This is a genomic window from Serratia sp. Nf2 (assembly GCF_003028435.1).
GTDB lineage: Bacteria > Pseudomonadota > Gammaproteobacteria > Enterobacterales > Enterobacteriaceae > Serratia > Serratia marcescens_L.
This window is the reverse complement of record NZ_PYTW01000002.1, coordinates 370,578-386,114: the sequence shown is the minus strand read 5'-3', so window position 1 is coordinate 386,114 and position 15,537 is coordinate 370,578. Positions and strand designations below refer to the sequence as shown.

The 15,537-nt window shown below is 59.8% G+C and carries 15 protein-coding genes and 1 other annotated feature; of the genes, 6 read left to right on the top strand and 9 right to left on the bottom strand.

The genetic code is table 11. The annotated features are described in order from the left end of the window. Nucleotides 1–6: 6 nt before the first annotated feature. The 5 genes from thrC to C9411_RS06855 all read right to left on the bottom strand — a co-directional run bounded on the left by thrC (nt 7) and on the right by C9411_RS06855 (nt 5,738). On the bottom strand, nt 7–1,296 hold the full coding sequence (thrC, locus tag C9411_RS06875) for a threonine synthase (protein WP_107226736.1): 1,290 nt from the start codon (nt 1,294–1,296) through the stop codon (nt 7–9). A 3-nt stretch (nt 1,297–1,299) separates the two neighbouring features. Then, nucleotides 1,300–2,229 carry a homoserine kinase gene (thrB, locus tag C9411_RS06870; RefSeq protein WP_107226735.1) on the bottom strand — a complete coding sequence of 310 codons (930 nt, stop codon included), beginning with the start codon at nt 2,227–2,229 and terminating at the stop codon, nt 1,300–1,302. A gap of 1 nt (nt 2,230) precedes the next feature. Next, the gene (gene thrA, locus C9411_RS06865; RefSeq protein ID WP_063991451.1) at nt 2,231–4,690 is read right to left on the bottom strand and encodes a bifunctional aspartate kinase/homoserine dehydrogenase I; all 2,460 of its coding nucleotides are present in this window, start codon (nt 4,688–4,690) and stop codon (nt 2,231–2,233) included. A 24-nt stretch (nt 4,691–4,714) separates the two neighbouring features. Then, nucleotides 4,715–4,832 (bottom strand) — a sequence feature (Thr leader region). Then, nucleotides 4,771–4,839 (bottom strand): thr operon leader peptide, encoded by a 69-nt coding sequence (gene thrL, locus C9411_RS26180; RefSeq protein WP_107226805.1) that lies wholly within the window; start codon nt 4,837–4,839, stop codon nt 4,771–4,773. Its footprint overlaps the feature before it by 62 nt. Before the next feature lie 212 nt (nt 4,840–5,051). Beyond that, the gene (locus C9411_RS06855; RefSeq protein ID WP_107226734.1) at nt 5,052–5,738 is read right to left on the bottom strand and encodes a tRNA/rRNA methyltransferase; all 687 of its coding nucleotides are present in this window, start codon (nt 5,736–5,738) and stop codon (nt 5,052–5,054) included. 628 nt (nt 5,739–6,366) lie between these two features. On the opposite strand from C9411_RS06855, the gene arcA reads away from it, so the two are divergent. Next, complete coding sequence (arcA, locus tag C9411_RS06850) at nt 6,367–7,083, top strand: two-component system response regulator ArcA (RefSeq protein ID WP_004933003.1); 717 nt, start codon at nt 6,367–6,369, stop codon at nt 7,081–7,083. Between the two features lie 51 nt (nt 7,084–7,134). On the opposite strand, the gene creA is transcribed toward arcA, so the two are convergent. Next, nucleotides 7,135–7,614: a protein CreA gene (gene creA, locus C9411_RS06845; RefSeq protein WP_033652887.1), complete on the bottom strand. Its 480-nt coding sequence runs from the start codon at nt 7,612–7,614 to the stop codon at nt 7,135–7,137. A 342-nt stretch (nt 7,615–7,956) separates the two neighbouring features. On the opposite strand from creA, the gene robA reads away from it, so the two are divergent. Beyond that, on the top strand, nt 7,957–8,826 hold the full coding sequence (robA, locus tag C9411_RS06840) for an MDR efflux pump AcrAB transcriptional activator RobA (RefSeq protein WP_033641224.1): 870 nt from the start codon (nt 7,957–7,959) through the stop codon (nt 8,824–8,826). Here robA and gpmB read toward each other — a convergent pair. Next, nucleotides 8,823–9,470 (bottom strand): 2,3-diphosphoglycerate-dependent phosphoglycerate mutase GpmB, encoded by a 648-nt coding sequence (gene gpmB, locus C9411_RS06835; RefSeq protein WP_025305227.1) that lies wholly within the window; start codon nt 9,468–9,470, stop codon nt 8,823–8,825. The two genes, robA and gpmB, sit on opposite strands and share 4 nt — an antisense overlap. Before the next feature lie 101 nt (nt 9,471–9,571). Here gpmB and yjjX point away from each other — a divergent pair, with 101 nt between their 5' ends. Continuing rightward, nucleotides 9,572–10,090, top strand: a complete 519-nt coding sequence (yjjX, locus tag C9411_RS06830; protein WP_063991453.1) for an inosine/xanthosine triphosphatase — start codon at nt 9,572–9,574, stop codon at nt 10,088–10,090. A gap of 32 nt (nt 10,091–10,122) precedes the next feature. Here the strand turns inward: yjjX and trpR are convergent, their stop codons facing one another. Both trpR and sltY read right to left on the bottom strand, forming a co-directional pair. Continuing rightward, a complete protein-coding gene (gene trpR, locus C9411_RS06825) occupies nt 10,123–10,452 on the bottom strand; it encodes a trp operon repressor (RefSeq protein ID WP_004933017.1) in 330 nt (109 codons plus the stop codon). A gap of 54 nt (nt 10,453–10,506) precedes the next feature. Beyond that, nucleotides 10,507–12,435, bottom strand: a complete 1,929-nt coding sequence (sltY, locus tag C9411_RS06820; protein ID WP_063991454.1) for a murein transglycosylase — start codon at nt 12,433–12,435, stop codon at nt 10,507–10,509. A gap of 639 nt (nt 12,436–13,074) precedes the next feature. On the opposite strand from sltY, the gene C9411_RS06815 reads away from it, so the two are divergent. Genes C9411_RS06815 through C9411_RS06805 form a run of 3 tightly spaced genes read left to right on the top strand, consistent with a single transcriptional unit; the run spans nt 13,075 to nt 15,460 of the window. Further along, complete coding sequence (locus tag C9411_RS06815) at nt 13,075–13,680, top strand: YfiR family protein (RefSeq protein ID WP_063991455.1); 606 nt, start codon at nt 13,075–13,077, stop codon at nt 13,678–13,680. Continuing rightward, entirely contained in the window at nt 13,677–14,924 is a 1,248-nt protein-coding gene (locus tag C9411_RS06810; protein WP_063991456.1) for a diguanylate cyclase domain-containing protein, read from the top strand. Before C9411_RS06815 ends, C9411_RS06810 begins: the two co-directional genes overlap by 4 nt. Nucleotides 14,925–14,962: 38 nt before the next feature. Then, nucleotides 14,963–15,460 carry an OmpA family protein gene (locus C9411_RS06805; protein WP_107226733.1) on the top strand — a complete coding sequence of 166 codons (498 nt, stop codon included), beginning with the start codon at nt 14,963–14,965 and terminating at the stop codon, nt 15,458–15,460. Nucleotides 15,461–15,537: the final 77 nt, after the last annotated feature.

Sequence of the window (15,537 nt, the reverse complement as noted above, 5' to 3'; positions counted from 1 at the left end):
CGAACCTCAGGCTGGCAGCCCCATCAGGAACTTGCGCAGCTCACCGAAGCCGGCCGGCAGCGTGTGCGACAGCAGCGGCAGATCGGCCCGCAGCGCCAGCGCTTTCGGCAACGGCAGTGCCTGGCCGAGGATCGCTTCTACGCTCTCTTTAAACTTGGCCGGATGCGCGGTGCCAAGGAACAGACCGAACTCCCCTTCCTGCAGCTGATCGCGCAGCGCGCGATAGGCAATAGCCGCGTGCGGTTCGGAGATATAGCCCAGTTCGGCCAGTTCACGCATCGTTTCCTTGGTGGTCTCATCGCTGACGGCCGCGTGGCCCAGCTCTTTCAGCTGCCAGACCTTACGACGGAACAGCTCTTCCACGCGCGGCCAGTTGTTTGGCTGGCTGACGTCCATGGCGTTGGACAGCGTCGCGACCGTGGCGTGCGGCTGCCACTGGCCACTGGTCAGGAAGCGCGGCACGGTGTCGTTGGCGTTGGTGGCGGCGATAAAGCGCTTCACCGGCAGACCCAGCGACTTGGCCAGCAGCCCGGCAGTCAGATCGCCGAAGTTGCCGCTCGGCACTGAAATCACCAGCTGATTGCGCGCTTCCTGCGGCAGCTGCGCCACCGCTTCGAAGTAGTAGCAGATCTGCGCCAGCAAACGGCTGATGTTGATCGAGTTGGCCGAGTTCAGGTGCAGCGCGTCTTTCAATTCCTGATCGTCGAACGCCTGCTTCACCAGCGCCTGACAAGCGTCGAAGTCGCCGTCGATCGCGACGGTGTGAATGTTGCCGCCCAGGGTGCAGAACAGCTTCTCCTGCAGCGGACTGATTTTGCCCTGCGGGTAGAGGATCACCACCCGGACGTTCTTCAGGCCGTAGAAGGCGTGCGCCACGGCGGCGCCGGTGTCGCCGGAGGTGGCGGTCAAAATGGTCACCGGCTGATCGCCGGCCACTTCCGCCAGCATCTGCGCCATAAAGCGGCCGCCGAAGTCTTTGAACGCCAGCGTCGGGCCGTGGAACAGCTCCAGACAGGAAACGTCTTCGGTCACCTTCGCCACCGGCGCCGGGAACTCAAAGGCGGCCTGCACGCGTTTCTTCAGCGCCGCTTCCGGCACCTCTTCGCCGATAAAGGCCGACAGAATGCGGCTGCTGCGGGTGACAAAGTCCTGCTCCAGCAGGTGGTCGATCTCGGTCAGTTCGAACTCCGGCAGCTCCAGCGGGAAGAACAGCCCCTGCTGCTTGCCCAGGCCTTGTTTGATCGCCTGCGCGAAGCTCACCTGCTCGTTGTGATCCTTAAGGTTGTACAGTTTCATGCGTTATCCCAGTAGTCGAGCGCCTGCGGTATCCAGACGGCAAATATGAACAAAACCTTCGTCGTTTTGCAGATAGTGTTGTTGCAGCCAGGTGGCCATGCGTTGCGCGGTGGCGCCGTCGTTACAGACGGCGAACAGCGTCGGGCCGGAGCCGGAGATGCCGCAGGCCAGCGCACCGATGTCCTGAGCGGCCTTGCGCGCTTCGGCGAAGCCCGGCAGCAGCCGGGTGCGGTACGGTTCGGCGATCACATCCTGCATCAATTTGGCGGCCAGCTGCGGCTGCCGGGTGTGGCAGGCATGGATAAAGCCGGCCAGATAGCGGCCGTGGCTGATGCAATCCTGACGACGGTATTGCGCGGGTAAAATGGCGCGCGCTTCGGCGGTGGAGACCTTGATGCCCGGATAGGCCATGACCCACAGCCAATCGTCGAAGCACGGCACCTCCTGGCTGATGATACCTTCTTCTTCCAGCATCAGCTGCAGGCCGCCCAGGTAGCATGGCGCCACGTTGTCGTAATGCACGCTGCCGGAAATGCGGCCTTCCAGCTCGCCCATCAGGCCGAGCAGCGTCGTCTTATCCAGCGGCCGATCGCAGAATTCGTTCATCGCCATCAGCCCGGCGACCACCGAACAGGCGCTGGAACCCAGCCCCGATCCGATCGGCATGTTCTTTTCCAACCGCATCGCCACCGGCACTTCGCGGCCGATCTCCTGGCAGAAACGCTCCCAGCATTGATAAACGATGTTCTCTTTCGGCTCGGCCGGCAGCTTGCTGACGAAGCGCCCGGCATTCTGCAAACTGAACGTCTCGGCACCCTCTACGCTGACGCAGTCGCCCAGCAGCGTGCCGTCGATCGGCGAAACCGCCGCGCCCAGCACATCGAAACCGACGCTGACGTTACCGATCGAGGCCGGTGCATACACCTTAACCATATTAAACTCCCAACTTCCATGACAGTGTGCGCAGCAGATCGGCAAACACGCCCGCTGCGGTCACATCGTTACCGGCGCCGTAGCCGCGCAGCACCAGCGGCAGCGGCTGATAATAGCGGCTGTAGAAGGCCAGCGCGTTCTCGCCGTTCTTCACTTTATACAACGGATCGTTGCCGTCCACCGCCTCGATGCGCACCTTGCAGCGCCCTTCGTCGATCAGGCCGACATAGCGCAGCACCTTGCCTTGTTCGGCGGCGTTGGCCACGTTGCGCGCGAACTCTTTATCCAGCTCCGGCAGCCGCGCCAGGAACTGATCCACATCGCCCGACGCGTCGAAGGACGGCGGCAGCACCGACTCAACCTCGATATCGCTCAGCTCCAGCTTGTAACCGGCCTCGCGCGCCAGGATCAGCAGCTTGCGCGCCACGTCCATACCGGACAGATCGTCGCGCGGATCCGGTTCGGTGTAGCCGTTGGCCCGGGCCTGCAGGGTCGCCGCCGACAGCGACAGCCCTTCGTCCAGCTTGCCGAAGATAAAGGACAGCGACCCGGACAGGATGCCGGAGAAGCGCACCAGCTCATCGCCGGCGTTCAGCAGGTTTTGCAGGTTCTCAATCACCGGCAAACCGGCACCGACGTTGGTGTCGTAAAGGAACTTGCGGTGCGAACCGGCGGCCGCCGCGCGCAGTTGCTGATAATAGTTCATCGACGAGGTGTTGGCCTTTTTGTTCGGCGTCACCACGTGGAAACCGTCCGCCAGGAAATCCACATACTGATCGGCCACCGCCTGGCTGGAGGTACAGTCGACGATCACCGGGTTCAGTAGGTGATACTCCTTCACCAGCCGGATCAGGCGGCCGAGATTGAACGGCTCCTGCGCGCCGGCCAGCTCGTCGCGCCAGCTGTCCAGCGCGATGCCGTGCACGTTGGTCAGCATCACGCGCGAGTTGGCGATGCCGCACACCCGCAGGTCGATATGTTTTTGCTTCAGCCACGGCTGCTGGCGGTAGACTTGCTCGATCAGCGCCCCGCCGACGCCGCCGACGCCGATGACGAACACTTCGATCACCTGATCGGTGTTGAACAGCATCTGGTGGCTGACGCGCACGCCGGTGGTGGCGGAATCATTGCTGACCACCACCGAAATTGAACGCTCGGAAGAGCCCTGGGCGATGGCGACGATATTGATGTTGGCGCGCGCCAGCGCGGAGAAGAATCGCGCGGAGATGCCACGCAGGGTGCGCATGCCGTCGCCGACCACCGAGATGATCGCCAGGCGTTCCATGACGTCCAGCGGATCCAGCACGCCGTCTTTCAACTCCAGATAGAACTCCTCCTCCAGCGCGCGGCGGGCGCGCTGCAGTTCGCCCTGCGGCACGCAGAAGCTGATGCTGTATTCGGAAGAGGATTGGGTGATCAGCACCACCGAAATGCCGGCGCGCGACATCACGGCGAACACCCGCGCGGCCATGCCGACCATGCCTTTCATGCCCGGGCCGGAGACGTTGATCATCGCCATGTTGTTCAGGTTGGTGATGCCTTTCACCGGCATCGCGTCATCGGTGCTGTCTTTGCCGATCAGCGTGCCGGGGGCCTGCGGGTTGGAGGTGTTTTTAATCAGGCAAGGGATTTGGAACTGGGCAATCGGCGTGATGGTGCGAGGATGCAGCACTTTGGCGCCGAAATAGGAGAGCTCCATCGCCTCCTGGTACGACATCGATTTCAGCAGCCTGGCGTCCGGCACGGTGCGCGGATCGCAGGTATACACGCCGTCGACGTCGGTCCAGATCTCGCAACAGTCGGCGCGCAGGCAGGCGGCCAGCACCGCAGCGGAATAGTCGGAGCCGTTGCGGCCCAGCACCACCAGCTCGCCCTTGTCGTTGCCGGCGGTGAAACCAGCCATCAGCACGATGTGGTCGGCCGGGATCGCCGCCGCGGCGATGCGCAGCGTGGACTCGGCGATGTCCACGGTAGACTCCAGGTAGTGTCCCTGCGCCAGCAACTTCTCTACCGGGTTGATCACCGTGACCGGATAGCCCTTGGCGCGGAACACCCCTTCCATGATGGCGATGGAGAGCTTTTCGCCGCGGCAGATGATCGCCGCGTTCACGCTGTCCGGGCACTGCCCCAGCAGCGAAACGCCGTGCAGCACCTGTTTGAGCTGCGCGAACTCCTGATCGACCACGCCTTTCAGCCTGTCGTATTCAAAGCCCGGCAGCGCCTGCGCCAGGCCGCTCAGCAGATCGGCAAAGATCCGCTCGGCGTCGCTGATATTCGGCAGAATGTCCTGACCCGCCACCGTTTTGTCGATCATCGCCACCAGATGGTTGGTGATCTTTGCGGGGGCGGACAAGACCGTGGCTACCTGTCCCTGACGCGCATTACTCTCCATGATGTCGGCAACGCGCAGAAAACGTTCTGCATTCGCCACCGAGGTTCCGCCAAATTTCAGCACTCGCATGTGTGATCTCTCCGAATTTAAGCCGAAAAAAAAGCCCGCACTGATTAGGTGCGGGCTTTTTTCTGTGTTTCCTGTGCGCGTCAGCCCGCCCCGTTACCTGTGGTATCGGTGGTGGTAATAATTGTGGTTTTCAGGCTGAAATTGCGCATGTTGTCTGTCTGTCTCATGAAATACTCTGTCCCCTCTATTGGTTAAAGCAATCGCGATCCCAAGTCAAACGATTTCTTTTTTTTGCTTATTTTCCGCTCAGCGGCGACATTGCGCGATATCGGAGGTGAAAAGCAAAACGACAGAACAAAAAAACAACTTAAAGCCGATTTACTAGTGGATCACGCTGGGTAACCGTCCGATGGAGCCGCTATCACTTGGCGAGTTTTTTTTCGATGTCGTGCAGCAGCGTATGCAACATCGCCGTATCTCGCTGTTGCAGTGCGCCGAGTCGCTGGTGCAGCCAGTCGCGCAATTTTTGGTCATCGCCGACATCCAATGCGTTCAACAAGGCATCGGCGCGGTGGCGCAGCGCCTTGAGCGGCCCTTCCGACGCCGCCGTTTCCTGCGGCGTGCTGACGCCCATCAAGCTCGCCAGTTGGTAGCAGTACACCATCACCGCCTGGCCCAGGTTAAGCGACGGATAGTCTGCCTGCATCGGCACGCCGGTCAGCAAATCCGCCAGCGCCAGTTCTTCGTTGGTCAGGCCGGAATCTTCACGGCCGAACACCAGCGCGGCCTGGCCGACCCACTGCTTACGCTCACTCAACTGTTCCAGCAGCTCGGGCGGCGTGCAGTAGTAGTGAAAACGCGCGCGGCTGCGAGCGGTGGTGGCGACGGTGAAATCCACGTCCGCCAGCGCCTGCTCCAGCGTGGCGAACGTTTGCACGCCGTCGAGGATCTCGCCGGCACCGTGTGCCACCCAGCGTGCCGCCGGCTGTAGGTGCGCCTCGCTGTCGACGATGCGCAGCGACGTGAAGCCCATGGTTTTCATCGCACGCGCCGCCGCGCCGACATTTTCCGGCCGCGCCGGAGCCACTAAAACAATATGAAGCTGCATCACTTTTCCACCGAAGGCGGGCCTGCGTTTTGACGGTGGCGCAGCGCCCGCTTATATTTACAATTGCGTAACAATAAACGCGTTAATAGCAACAAACAAGATTAAACGGCTCGTTGAGCTAATAAACCCGTCGTAATAGTCATTATTCGTTCTTATGTTTTACTGCATTTATTTATCAATGAGTTAAAACAAAGCGATGATCAATAAGCGAATAATTGTATCCTATCGGGCCGGATAATGCTGAATCGTTCACAGAATTTGAGGTTCTGTGACTTAAACTGGCATTTCTGTAAGTGTTTTTCACAAATCTGTTAACGTGCTACAATTGAATTTGATATATGTCAACAAAGCGTAGTTTTGTTGGGTGATGAATTCGGCACGCGCTGTTATATTGCTGTTAATGGGGTTAGGATATGCGCCAATTTGGCACCCCAGGGGTTGTAGGGAACAGCATCCCCACCAGGCTAGCGATCTTGTTGACATGAGATGGAAAGTGCATCAAGAACGAGTTTACGTACTTTAGTCATTTGCTGAGAGGGAACGTGGCGCTATCTCTGCCCTCCTCTAAGAAAACAAAGACTTCTGTACTTCCTATTTTCTATTTTGTTGGCAATTTTAGGTAGCAAATATGCAGACCCCGCACATTCTGATTGTCGAAGACGAGTTAGTCACTCGTAACACCCTGAAGAGCATTTTCGAGGCGGAAGGCTACATTGTTCATGAAGCCAATGATGGTGCAGAGATGCACAATATCCTGTCTGAAAATGATATCAATCTGGTCATCATGGACATCAACCTGCCAGGCAAAAACGGCCTGCTGTTGGCGCGCGAACTGCGTGAACAGGCCAGCGTCGCCTTGATGTTCCTGACCGGTCGCGATAACGAAGTGGACAAAATCCTCGGCCTGGAAATCGGCGCCGACGATTACATCACCAAGCCGTTCAACCCGCGTGAATTGACCATCCGCGCACGCAACCTGCTGTCGCGCACCATGAACCTGGGCAGCCTCGGCGAAGAACGCCGCCTGGTCGAGAGCTACAAGTTCAACGGTTGGGAGCTGGACATCAACAGCCGCTCGCTGATCAGCCCGGCCGGCGAACAGTATAAGCTCCCGCGCAGCGAATTCCGCGCCATGCTGCACTTCTGCGAAAACCCGGGCAAGATCCAGTCCCGCGGCGAACTGCTGAAGAAAATGACCGGCCGCGAGCTGAAGCCGCATGACCGCACCGTGGACGTCACCATCCGTCGCATTCGCAAACACTTCGAATCGACGCCGGACACGCCGGAAATCATCGCCACCATTCACGGCGAAGGCTACCGCTTCTGCGGCGATCTGGAAGAGTAATTCCGGCCTGCCGTCATGAAAACGGGGTTCAGCATGCTGAACCCCGTTTTTTTATTTCGTCTCGGCCCACGGCATGATCGGCACCGCGCTCAGTGCGTTCTTCGGCGAGCCGTCGATCACCTTGTCGGAGTAGCTCAGGTAAATCAGCGAATTGCGCTTGGCGTCGTAGAAGCGTACCACCTGCAGCTTCTTGAACACCAGCGAGGTGCGTTTCTGGAACACCACCTCGCCTTCCGCTTTGCCGTTTTTGATCTTGTCGCTCAGCTCGATAGGCCCCACCTGCTGGCAGGAAATGGCCGCGTCGGCGGTGTCTTCCGCCAGCCCCAGGCCGCCTTTGATGCCGCCGGTTTTGGCGCGGCTGATATAACAAGTTACATTTTTAACATCCGGATCGTCGAACGCTTCCACCACGATTTTGTGGTCCGGCCCCAACAATTTAAACACCGTATCAACGGAGCCCACCTGCTCCGCCTGCGCGCTACCAACGGTTGCGCAAACCAAACCGAATAAAAATATCCAGCCTTTTTTCATTTACTTAACTCCGATATAACTTTGCCGCAAAAATAGGTTCGGCGATCGCCATCATTTATGTCTAAGCTCACGGAATCGGTTTTTTACGGGTCCGCACCGTCCGTTTTAGCACAGAGCGTGACAAAAATCTTTGAGAGTCGCGGAGTAAAAAAATTGCTATGATGCGGCGTCGTTATTTCTTTGCGCCCACTACGGTGTACCCCAATCCAACTCTGGCGCGGCATGCGCAGCAGAGGCAAAGAGTGCAACGCATAATGGCTCATGGATCGGTCTGATAGCGCAGCACCAGCGTGACGAATCAACAGTTCGGGTTCCTACCCCCAAGCTTTACGAGGAAGATCTATGGATCAAGCCGGTATCATTCGTGATCTGCTTAGCTGGCTGGAAAGCCATTTGGACCAACCCTTGTCGCTGGATAACGTGGCGGCCAAGGCCGGCTACTCCAAATGGCATCTGCAACGGATGTTCAAAGATATTACCGGTAATGCCATCGGTGCTTACATCCGGGCAAGAAGGCTGTCCAAAGCCGCCGTCGCGCTGCGTTTGACCAGCCGGCCGATTTTGGATATTGCCCTGCAATATCGCTTCGACTCGCAGCAGACCTTCACCCGCGCCTTCAAAAAACAGTTTGCGCAAACGCCGGCGCTGTACCGCCGCGCCGAAGACTGGAACGCATTCGGCATCTGTCCGCCGATCCGTCTGGGGGCCTTCACCCTGCCGCAACCGGAATTCGTCTCGCTGCCGGACAAGCATCTGGTCGGCCTGACCCAAAGCTACTCCTGTACGCTGGAACAGATCACCACGGTGCGCACCGAACTACGCTCGCAGTTCTGGCGTCAGTTCCTCGGTGACGTCGAAACCCTGCCGCCGGTGCTGTACGGGCTGCACCACTCGCGACCAAGCCAGGAGAAGGACGACGAACAGGAAGTGCTGTACACCACGGCGCTGGAACCGGATCAGGTGCCTGACAAGGTACAGGAAGGCCAGCCGCTGGTGTTGCCGGGCGGTGAGTTTGCGATGTTCAGCTACGAAGGGCCCACCGAGGGACTGCAAGACTTTATTCTGACGGTCTACGGCACCTGCCTGCCGGCGCTCCAGCTGACACGTCGCAAAGGGCACGACATCGAACGCTTCTACCCGAAAGGCGAGCGCCGTCCGCATCAGGCACCTATCGAGATCAAGTGCGATTACCTGATCCCGATTCGGCGTTAACGCTGCAGTTCATCCAACGCGGGCATGTCCAGATGCGTGACATCGCCCGCCGTTTCCACGATCCAGCCGGAAGCCAGCCACGGGCTCTGCTGGTGATCGACGCGCGACAGTGAGCAGTTGCGCAAACGCAGGCGGCGTTCCGCATAGGCCGGCAGCCCCAGCACCGTACTGATCAAACACCCCAGCGCGATGCCATGACTGACGAGCAGCGGCTTGCTGCCTTCCGGCAGCATCAGGCAGCTCTCCAGCGCGGCGCGCATGCGCTCGCCCAGCTCCTCCATGGATTCGCCTTGAGGGATACGGCCGTCAGGAGTACCATCGACCATCTGTTTGCGCCACTGCTCTTCCTGCGGCGTCAAACTGTCGATCAGGCGTTCTTCCAGAACCCCCATGTGCAGCTCACGCAAACGCGGATCGCCAATCACTTCGCAGCCACAGGCTTCGGCGATGATCTGCGCGGTGCGGCGCGTGCGCCCCAGATCGCTGGTAATGATGTGCGTAATGCCTTCTTTGCTGACACGCCTGGCGACCAGACGGGCCTGGTGTTCACCCATGGCGGTTAACGGGCTGTCGGACTGACCCTGGATGCGGCGAGCCGCGTTCCATTCCGTTTCGCCATGGCGAACGAGGTATACCTGTAACATTTTTGTTTTCCGTTATACTGCGTGAAATTTGCGTTTATCCCCGGCCCGGCGGCGCTTTTGCCGCTGCCCGGCGTATCGGCCAGAAGGATATCAAACCCGTTATGTACCATGTTGTCGCTGCAACTACCAACCCGGCAAAGATCAAGGCTATTCAACTGGCCTTCGATGACGTCTTTGGCGCAGGCCAATACCGCATTGAATCCGTTGACGTCGCCAGCGGCGTCTCGCTGCAGCCGATAGGCAATCACGAAACCCGCACCGGCTCGCGTCAACGCGTCATGGAAGCGCGCCAGGTCAGGCCCGAGGCCGATTTTTGGGTCGGCGTGGAAGCCGGGATTGAAGAGAATATGACCTTCGCCTGGATGACCATCGAGAACCCACACATCCGCGGCGAATCCCGCTCGGCGAGCCTGATGCTGCCGGAAGTCATCTTACAAGGTATTCGCGCCGGTCGCGAATTGGGCAGCGAAATGGCGGCGATCACCGGCAATGCCGAGGTGAAGCGCCAGGGCGGCGCCATCGGCGTCTTCACCGACGGCCAGCTGAGCCGCACCAGCGTTTACCACCAGGCGCTGCTGCTGGCGCTGGTGCCGTTTCACAACGCCATCTATCAGCAATAGCACATAGCACATAGCACATAGCACCGAGCCAGCTAGGGCGCGTCATGCAACAGCTGCTGCTCGAGCCACTGTTTCAGCTCGGGTGAAGCCGCTTTCAGGCTGTTCGAGCCGCGGGTGATGGTGGCGATCCCCGCGCCCAGTTCATTTTTCAGCTCGCGCTGGCTCATCTCGCCGCGCATCAGTTCCTGAATGATCCGCACCCGGGTGCCCAGCGCGGTGCGCTCGTCCGGCGTCAGCATCAGTTGCAGCAGCGGCTGATGCAGTTCTTGCGCAAACGAATTCTGCAGCAGCGCGACGAAGCGCAGCCAATCCTCATTGCCTTGTTCTGAAAGAGCGGGGTCGTTTAACGATAATTGCGTCATGGCAGCCACCATACTATTTAACTAGTACAGCAGCATACCATAGGGCCGTCAAAATCAATAACGTCTCTGCCACTCGGCGTCGGTCAGCACCTTGGCCGGCCGGTGCGTCAGATAGCGGTAAAACGCATCGTAGGCCAGTACATTCTTGACGTAGCCGCGGGTTTCCGAGAACGGAATACTTTCGATGAACGCCACCGGATCGATACGCCCCGCGCTGTTGCCCAGCCAGGTGTTCACACGCGACGGGCCAGCGTTATAGGCGGCGCTCGACAGGATACGGTTGCGGCCGAACTGCTGATAGACCGACTCCAGATAGCTGGTGCCGATGGTGATGTTGGTCTGCGGATCGAACAGCTGGCTCGGGCCGACGTAACCGGGAATATTGAACATCTGCACCGTATGCTGCGCGGTGCGCGGCATCACCTGCATCAGGCCGGTAGCGCCAACCGGCGACTGCGCCTTCGGATTCCAGGCGCTTTCCTGACGCGCTATCGCCATCGCGTAGCTGGTGGTGATCCCCTTGTCATCGGTGGCACGGCGGAACTCCTGCGGCCAGGCTACCGGGAAGCGCTCCTCCAGATGATCCCACAGCTTGCCGACGATGGTCGCCTGCACGCTCAGATCGGCCCATTTTTGCTCAAAGGCGTAGCGCGCCAGCGCCTCTTGTTCCGGCCGGCTGCGGCTGGCGACGTAAGAGCCCCACTCGCTGCGGGCCAGGTTGTCCATATTCCAGTACATCAGCTCGCGCACCCGGGCGACTTCCGGCCCGTCGGTCAGCGACGCGCGCGGCTTGGCTGCCACCGCCACCATCACCGGATAAGTGGCCTTCAGCTTCTGCGCCGCCACCATCGGATAGAAGCCGCGTTCGGTCATCAGGTTACGCAATATCTCCTCGCCTTCGGCGCGTTTCCCTTCGTCCATCAGCTGACTGGCGCGCCAGTAGCGCCACTCATCCTTGTTGCGCGACGCTTCCGGCAGACGGGCCAGCCAGGTCGCGACACCTTGCCGATCGCCGTTGCCCAGCGCCATACGCACCCGGCGCTCCAGCAGCGAAGGCGAACGGCTGCGCAGAATCACCTGATCGCGCCACTGCGCCTGTTCATAGGTAGCGTCACTGCCCATCAGGCGCCAGGCCACCGCCTCTTCCAGCCCCAGCCGCTCGTCATCGCTCATTTTCTGCAGCCGCGCGAGCGTCGGGATCATCGCCCGCGCGTTTTCCACATCCTGCCGCGCCAGGCGTTCAAAGGCGATGCCGGTGGCAGCGCGGGTGAAATCGGTCGGCCCCACGCTGCGGGCAAAGGCTTCCACGGTGGTCGGATCGTTTTGCAAGCGCACCAGGGCGTTACCCATGGTTTGATAGTCGGCCGGCAGCTGGCTGTAAAGGTTGCTGACCAGCGAACTGTTGCCCTCTTTCAACGCCAGCTTCATGCGCGCCAGAATATCCAGCGGCGTCTGCTTGCCTGCGCCGCGCCAGACGCTGAACAGCCGATCGCAGGCGCCCGGCAGCGTTTTGCCGTTCAGCCACAGTTCGTCGGCGCCGCTCCAGGCCGCCTGCTGGTCGCCGGTGGCCCACTTGGCGTAGTAATAGTTGCAGCGCGCCGCCACCGGTTTGGGCGGCTGCGGACTGAAGGCCAATAGGGTGCGCCAGTCTTCGCGCCGCGCCAGCTCATTGACGAAGCGTGGCGCCAGTGATTTCGCCGGCGGCAGCGTCGGGTTGCGCTTGATAAAGTCGTTCACCTCGGAGAACCCCGCCTGGCTCAGATCCTGTGTCAGCTTGCGGTATTCCAGGTAAGGATAAAGCGGGTAATCGCGCAGCGTCGGCATCAGCTGCGCCACCACATCCATCTGATTGCCGTCCCACGCCTGCTTGATCTGCTGGTAGCGCTGACGTTGCGCATCCAGAGAATCCGCCAGTGCCGCGCCTGAAAACGCCGTCAGGCACAGGCCCATTGCCAACAGCCGTCGCTTGTCCACCTTGACCATCCTCGCTCTTTCCTCACTGGTTGTACCGCGGGAGCCGCCCAGCTCCCCGGTGACCGCCGCGCCACAGCGCCGCGGGACAAAATAATGCCGGGCGCACGGCCCGGTCGCAGATATCTACCATAGACAGCGCAATCGCTTATCCATTCAATACTGTAGAAGAAGAAGTGTATCGTCATGACGGGAGCCAGGTAAAAAACGTTTACTTTGGCTGACAAATCAGGCCGGCGGAATATTTCTGGCTACCGGATTTTTATTAGCTGCTTCGGCGTTTATTGGGGAAGTAAAATATTTTTTAATTATTAGCTATCACATTATTGCATTTATAAGATGGCAGCGCCGTTGCGCAAATCGCCTGACAGCTGGCCAAACGCGCCAACTTTGCAGAAAAGCGGTGGCAAACCCGGGTAGGCATTTTTATACTATCAAAAATAAGTAGGATAATTCCGAGAAAACAGCACATAAAGCGCCCAACGAAGGCATCTTATAATACAATCCGCGCCAATTATGGGTTAGATAGTGTTCATTAGGCAGTGCGACTGACAGCTTTCAGCAAAACGATTGTCCCTTCAAGCGGGCCGGATTTTTCCTTGTCAGGCCACGGCCTGCGGGCGGTGGATCAGGCCGGAATGGCGGGTGAAGATGGCGAATAAAACCGCGATAGCGATGCGTTGCGCAAAAAGCCCCGTGCCGGGCTTCCTTGACGCACGCCTGAATATCGGCCGCCTGCTACTGATCGTGTTGTTGGTGCTGCTGACGTTGCCCGGGCCTGCGCACGCCGCCGATGATCCCTATCAAAAGCGTACGCACGCCGTGACGACCGTGGTGGTCGGCATCATCAGCTACGCCCGCTGGTCGCGTGAGCCCAATCCGATCCGCTTGTGCGTGACCGCACCCACCCAGTATGCCGAAGGGCTGTTCGATCCGATCCTGCTGAGCGCGCCGCGTCCGATTAAAACCGAACGCGTACCGTTTGACAGCCCAACGTTGAGTACCGGCTGTGATGTCATCTATTTAGGGAACATCAACGCCGCGCAGAGACAAAATTTCATGCAGCGCATTTCCGGCAACTCCATTCTCAGCATCAGCGAGAACGATAGCGAATGCTCCGCCGGCAGCGCATTTTGCCTGCTTATCGATGGGGATCAGGCCAGTTTCAAGGTCAACCTGGACGCCCTGGCACGCAGCGGCGTGCGCGTCCACCCCAACGTGCTGCAGCTGGCACGCAAACAGGCGCCGCCGCTATGAGGCTGTTGCGTAGAAACCGTTCTGGCAATGCGCGCCCGACATTGGGCCGGGTGCTGCAGCGGGTGCATCTTGGGCTGGCGCTGATCGCCGTCGGTACCGCCGGCATCTTTCTGACGCTGGTGGCGCTGTTTGCGCTGCGCGCTTACGCCAACCACAACCTGCACCTGATCGCACGCTCCATCAGCTATACCGTCGAGGCCGCCGTGGTGTTTGAAGACCGCACCGCCGCGCGCGAGGCGCTGATGTTGATCTCCTCCAACGAAGAGATCCTGGAGGCGCGCATTCTGGATAATAAAGGCAAGATGTTGGCCAGTTGGCGTCACCCCACCGACGGTCCGCTGCACGGTCTGGAACAAATCGTTGCGCACTGGGCGCTGCCCGAGCCGGTCATTTTGCCTATCTCTCACGAGGGCAAACAGGTCGGCCAGGTCTGGTTGAGCGGCAACGGCGGCAGCCTGCTGCGTTTCCTGTTGCGCGGCCTGGTCGGCATGATCGCCTGCATGGTGCTCAGTACCCTGTGCGCCCTGGTGTTGTCGCGCCGCATGCTGGCCGGCATCGTCCGTTCGTTGGACGATATCGCCAACGTGGCGCACGCGGTGCGCCGCGATCGCACCTTCGGCCTGCGGGTGCCGTCGGCGCCAATCGCCGAGCTGCATGAGCTCAGCAACGATTTCAACGGCTTGCTCGACGAGCTGGAGGCCTGGCAGGCACATCTGAAGCAGGAGAACGATTCGCTGGCTCACCGGGCGACGCACGACAGCCTGACCGGCTTGCCGAACCGCGCCTTCTTCGAAGGACGACTGAGCCGGGCGCTGGGCGATATCGAACCGCCGGCGAAATTGGCGGTGCTGTTTATCGACGGCGATCGTTTCAAGGAAGTGAACGACAGTTACGGCCACGCCGCAGGCGATGCGGTGCTGACCACCATTGCCGGACGCATTCGCGCGCAGCTGCGCGAGACCGATCTGGTCGCGCGTCTGGGCGGGGATGAATTCGCCGTGCTGCTGGCGCCGGTACACGGCACGGAAGATGTCTTGCAGATCGCTGACAACATCATCGACTGCATGACGCAACCGGTCATTTTACCGAACGACGAGGCGGTCATTACCTCTCTGAGTATCGGCATTGCGCTGTACCCTGATCACGCGTCGACGCCTCAGGGTCTTTTGCACGAAGCTGACGATGCGATGTATCAGGCAAAGCATCGTTATAATGGAGGCTGGCGGCTGGCTATACATAAATAAGAGCCCCGGCTATAACACTTGAACTAGGGATTTTGACTATGATACAGCAACTGTTTAAAGGTCGTTTTTCACTGCTGGCGATGATGTTCGTCGCCCTGCTGGCGCTCGCCGGCTGCCAGAGCAAACCGCAGGGCCTGACGCCCGAACAGGTCGCGCTGTTGCAATCGCAGGGCTTCAAACTGACCGACAACGGCTGGGAGTTCGGCCTGTCGGATAAAGTGCTGTTCGGCAACAACATCGGCAAGCTGAACCCGGAAAGCACCGAGACGGTGCAGAAGATGGGCCGTGCGCTGTTGAGCGTCGGCATCACCAAGTTCCGCCTGGACGGCCATACCGACAACTACGGTGAAGACAGCTATAACGATCAGCTCTCCCTGCGCCGCGCCGATGCGGTGGCCGATCTGCTGGCCAGCGTCGGCATTCCGCGCGCCAATATCGAAACCCGCGGCATGGGCAAGCGCGATCCCGTTGCCGACAACCGCACCTCCAGCGGCCGCGCGGAAAACCGCCGCGTCGCGATCGTCGTCACGCCATAAGCCACCAATATGCGCCTTTATCGGCGCATAAACGTTTATACTTAGCGATCGCTGAGCGATGTCTGGGATCCGAGATC

Bases quoted from the DNA above. Each gene is read 5' to 3' on its own strand.
- C9411_RS06810 (WP_063991456.1), top strand. From the start codon at position 13,677: ATGAGGCTGTTGCGTAGAAACCGTTCTGGCAATGCGCGCCCGACATTG.
- robA (WP_033641224.1), top strand. From the start codon at position 7,957: ATGGATCAAGCCGGTATCATTCGTGATCTGCTTAGCTGGCTGGAAAGC.
- C9411_RS06855 (WP_107226734.1), bottom strand. From the start codon at position 5,738: ATGCAGCTTCATATTGTTTTAGTGGCTCCGGCGCGGCCGGAAAATGTC.
- sltY (WP_063991454.1), bottom strand. From the start codon at position 12,435: ATGGTCAAGGTGGACAAGCGACGGCTGTTGGCAATGGGCCTGTGCCTG.
- yjjX (WP_063991453.1), top strand. From the start codon at position 9,572: ATGTACCATGTTGTCGCTGCAACTACCAACCCGGCAAAGATCAAGGCT.
- thrA (WP_063991451.1), bottom strand. From the start codon at position 4,690: ATGCGAGTGCTGAAATTTGGCGGAACCTCGGTGGCGAATGCAGAACGT.
- thrB (WP_107226735.1), bottom strand. From the start codon at position 2,229: ATGGTTAAGGTGTATGCACCGGCCTCGATCGGTAACGTCAGCGTCGGT.
- creA (WP_033652887.1), bottom strand. From the start codon at position 7,614: ATGAAAAAAGGCTGGATATTTTTATTCGGTTTGGTTTGCGCAACCGTT.
- gpmB (WP_025305227.1), bottom strand. From the start codon at position 9,470: ATGTTACAGGTATACCTCGTTCGCCATGGCGAAACGGAATGGAACGCG.
- thrC (WP_107226736.1), bottom strand. From the start codon at position 1,296: ATGAAACTGTACAACCTTAAGGATCACAACGAGCAGGTGAGCTTCGCG.
- arcA (WP_004933003.1), top strand. From the start codon at position 6,367: ATGCAGACCCCGCACATTCTGATTGTCGAAGACGAGTTAGTCACTCGT.
- C9411_RS06805 (WP_107226733.1), top strand. From the start codon at position 14,963: ATGATACAGCAACTGTTTAAAGGTCGTTTTTCACTGCTGGCGATGATG.
- C9411_RS06815 (WP_063991455.1), top strand. From the start codon at position 13,075: ATGGCGAATAAAACCGCGATAGCGATGCGTTGCGCAAAAAGCCCCGTG.
- trpR (WP_004933017.1), bottom strand. From the start codon at position 10,452: ATGACGCAATTATCGTTAAACGACCCCGCTCTTTCAGAACAAGGCAAT.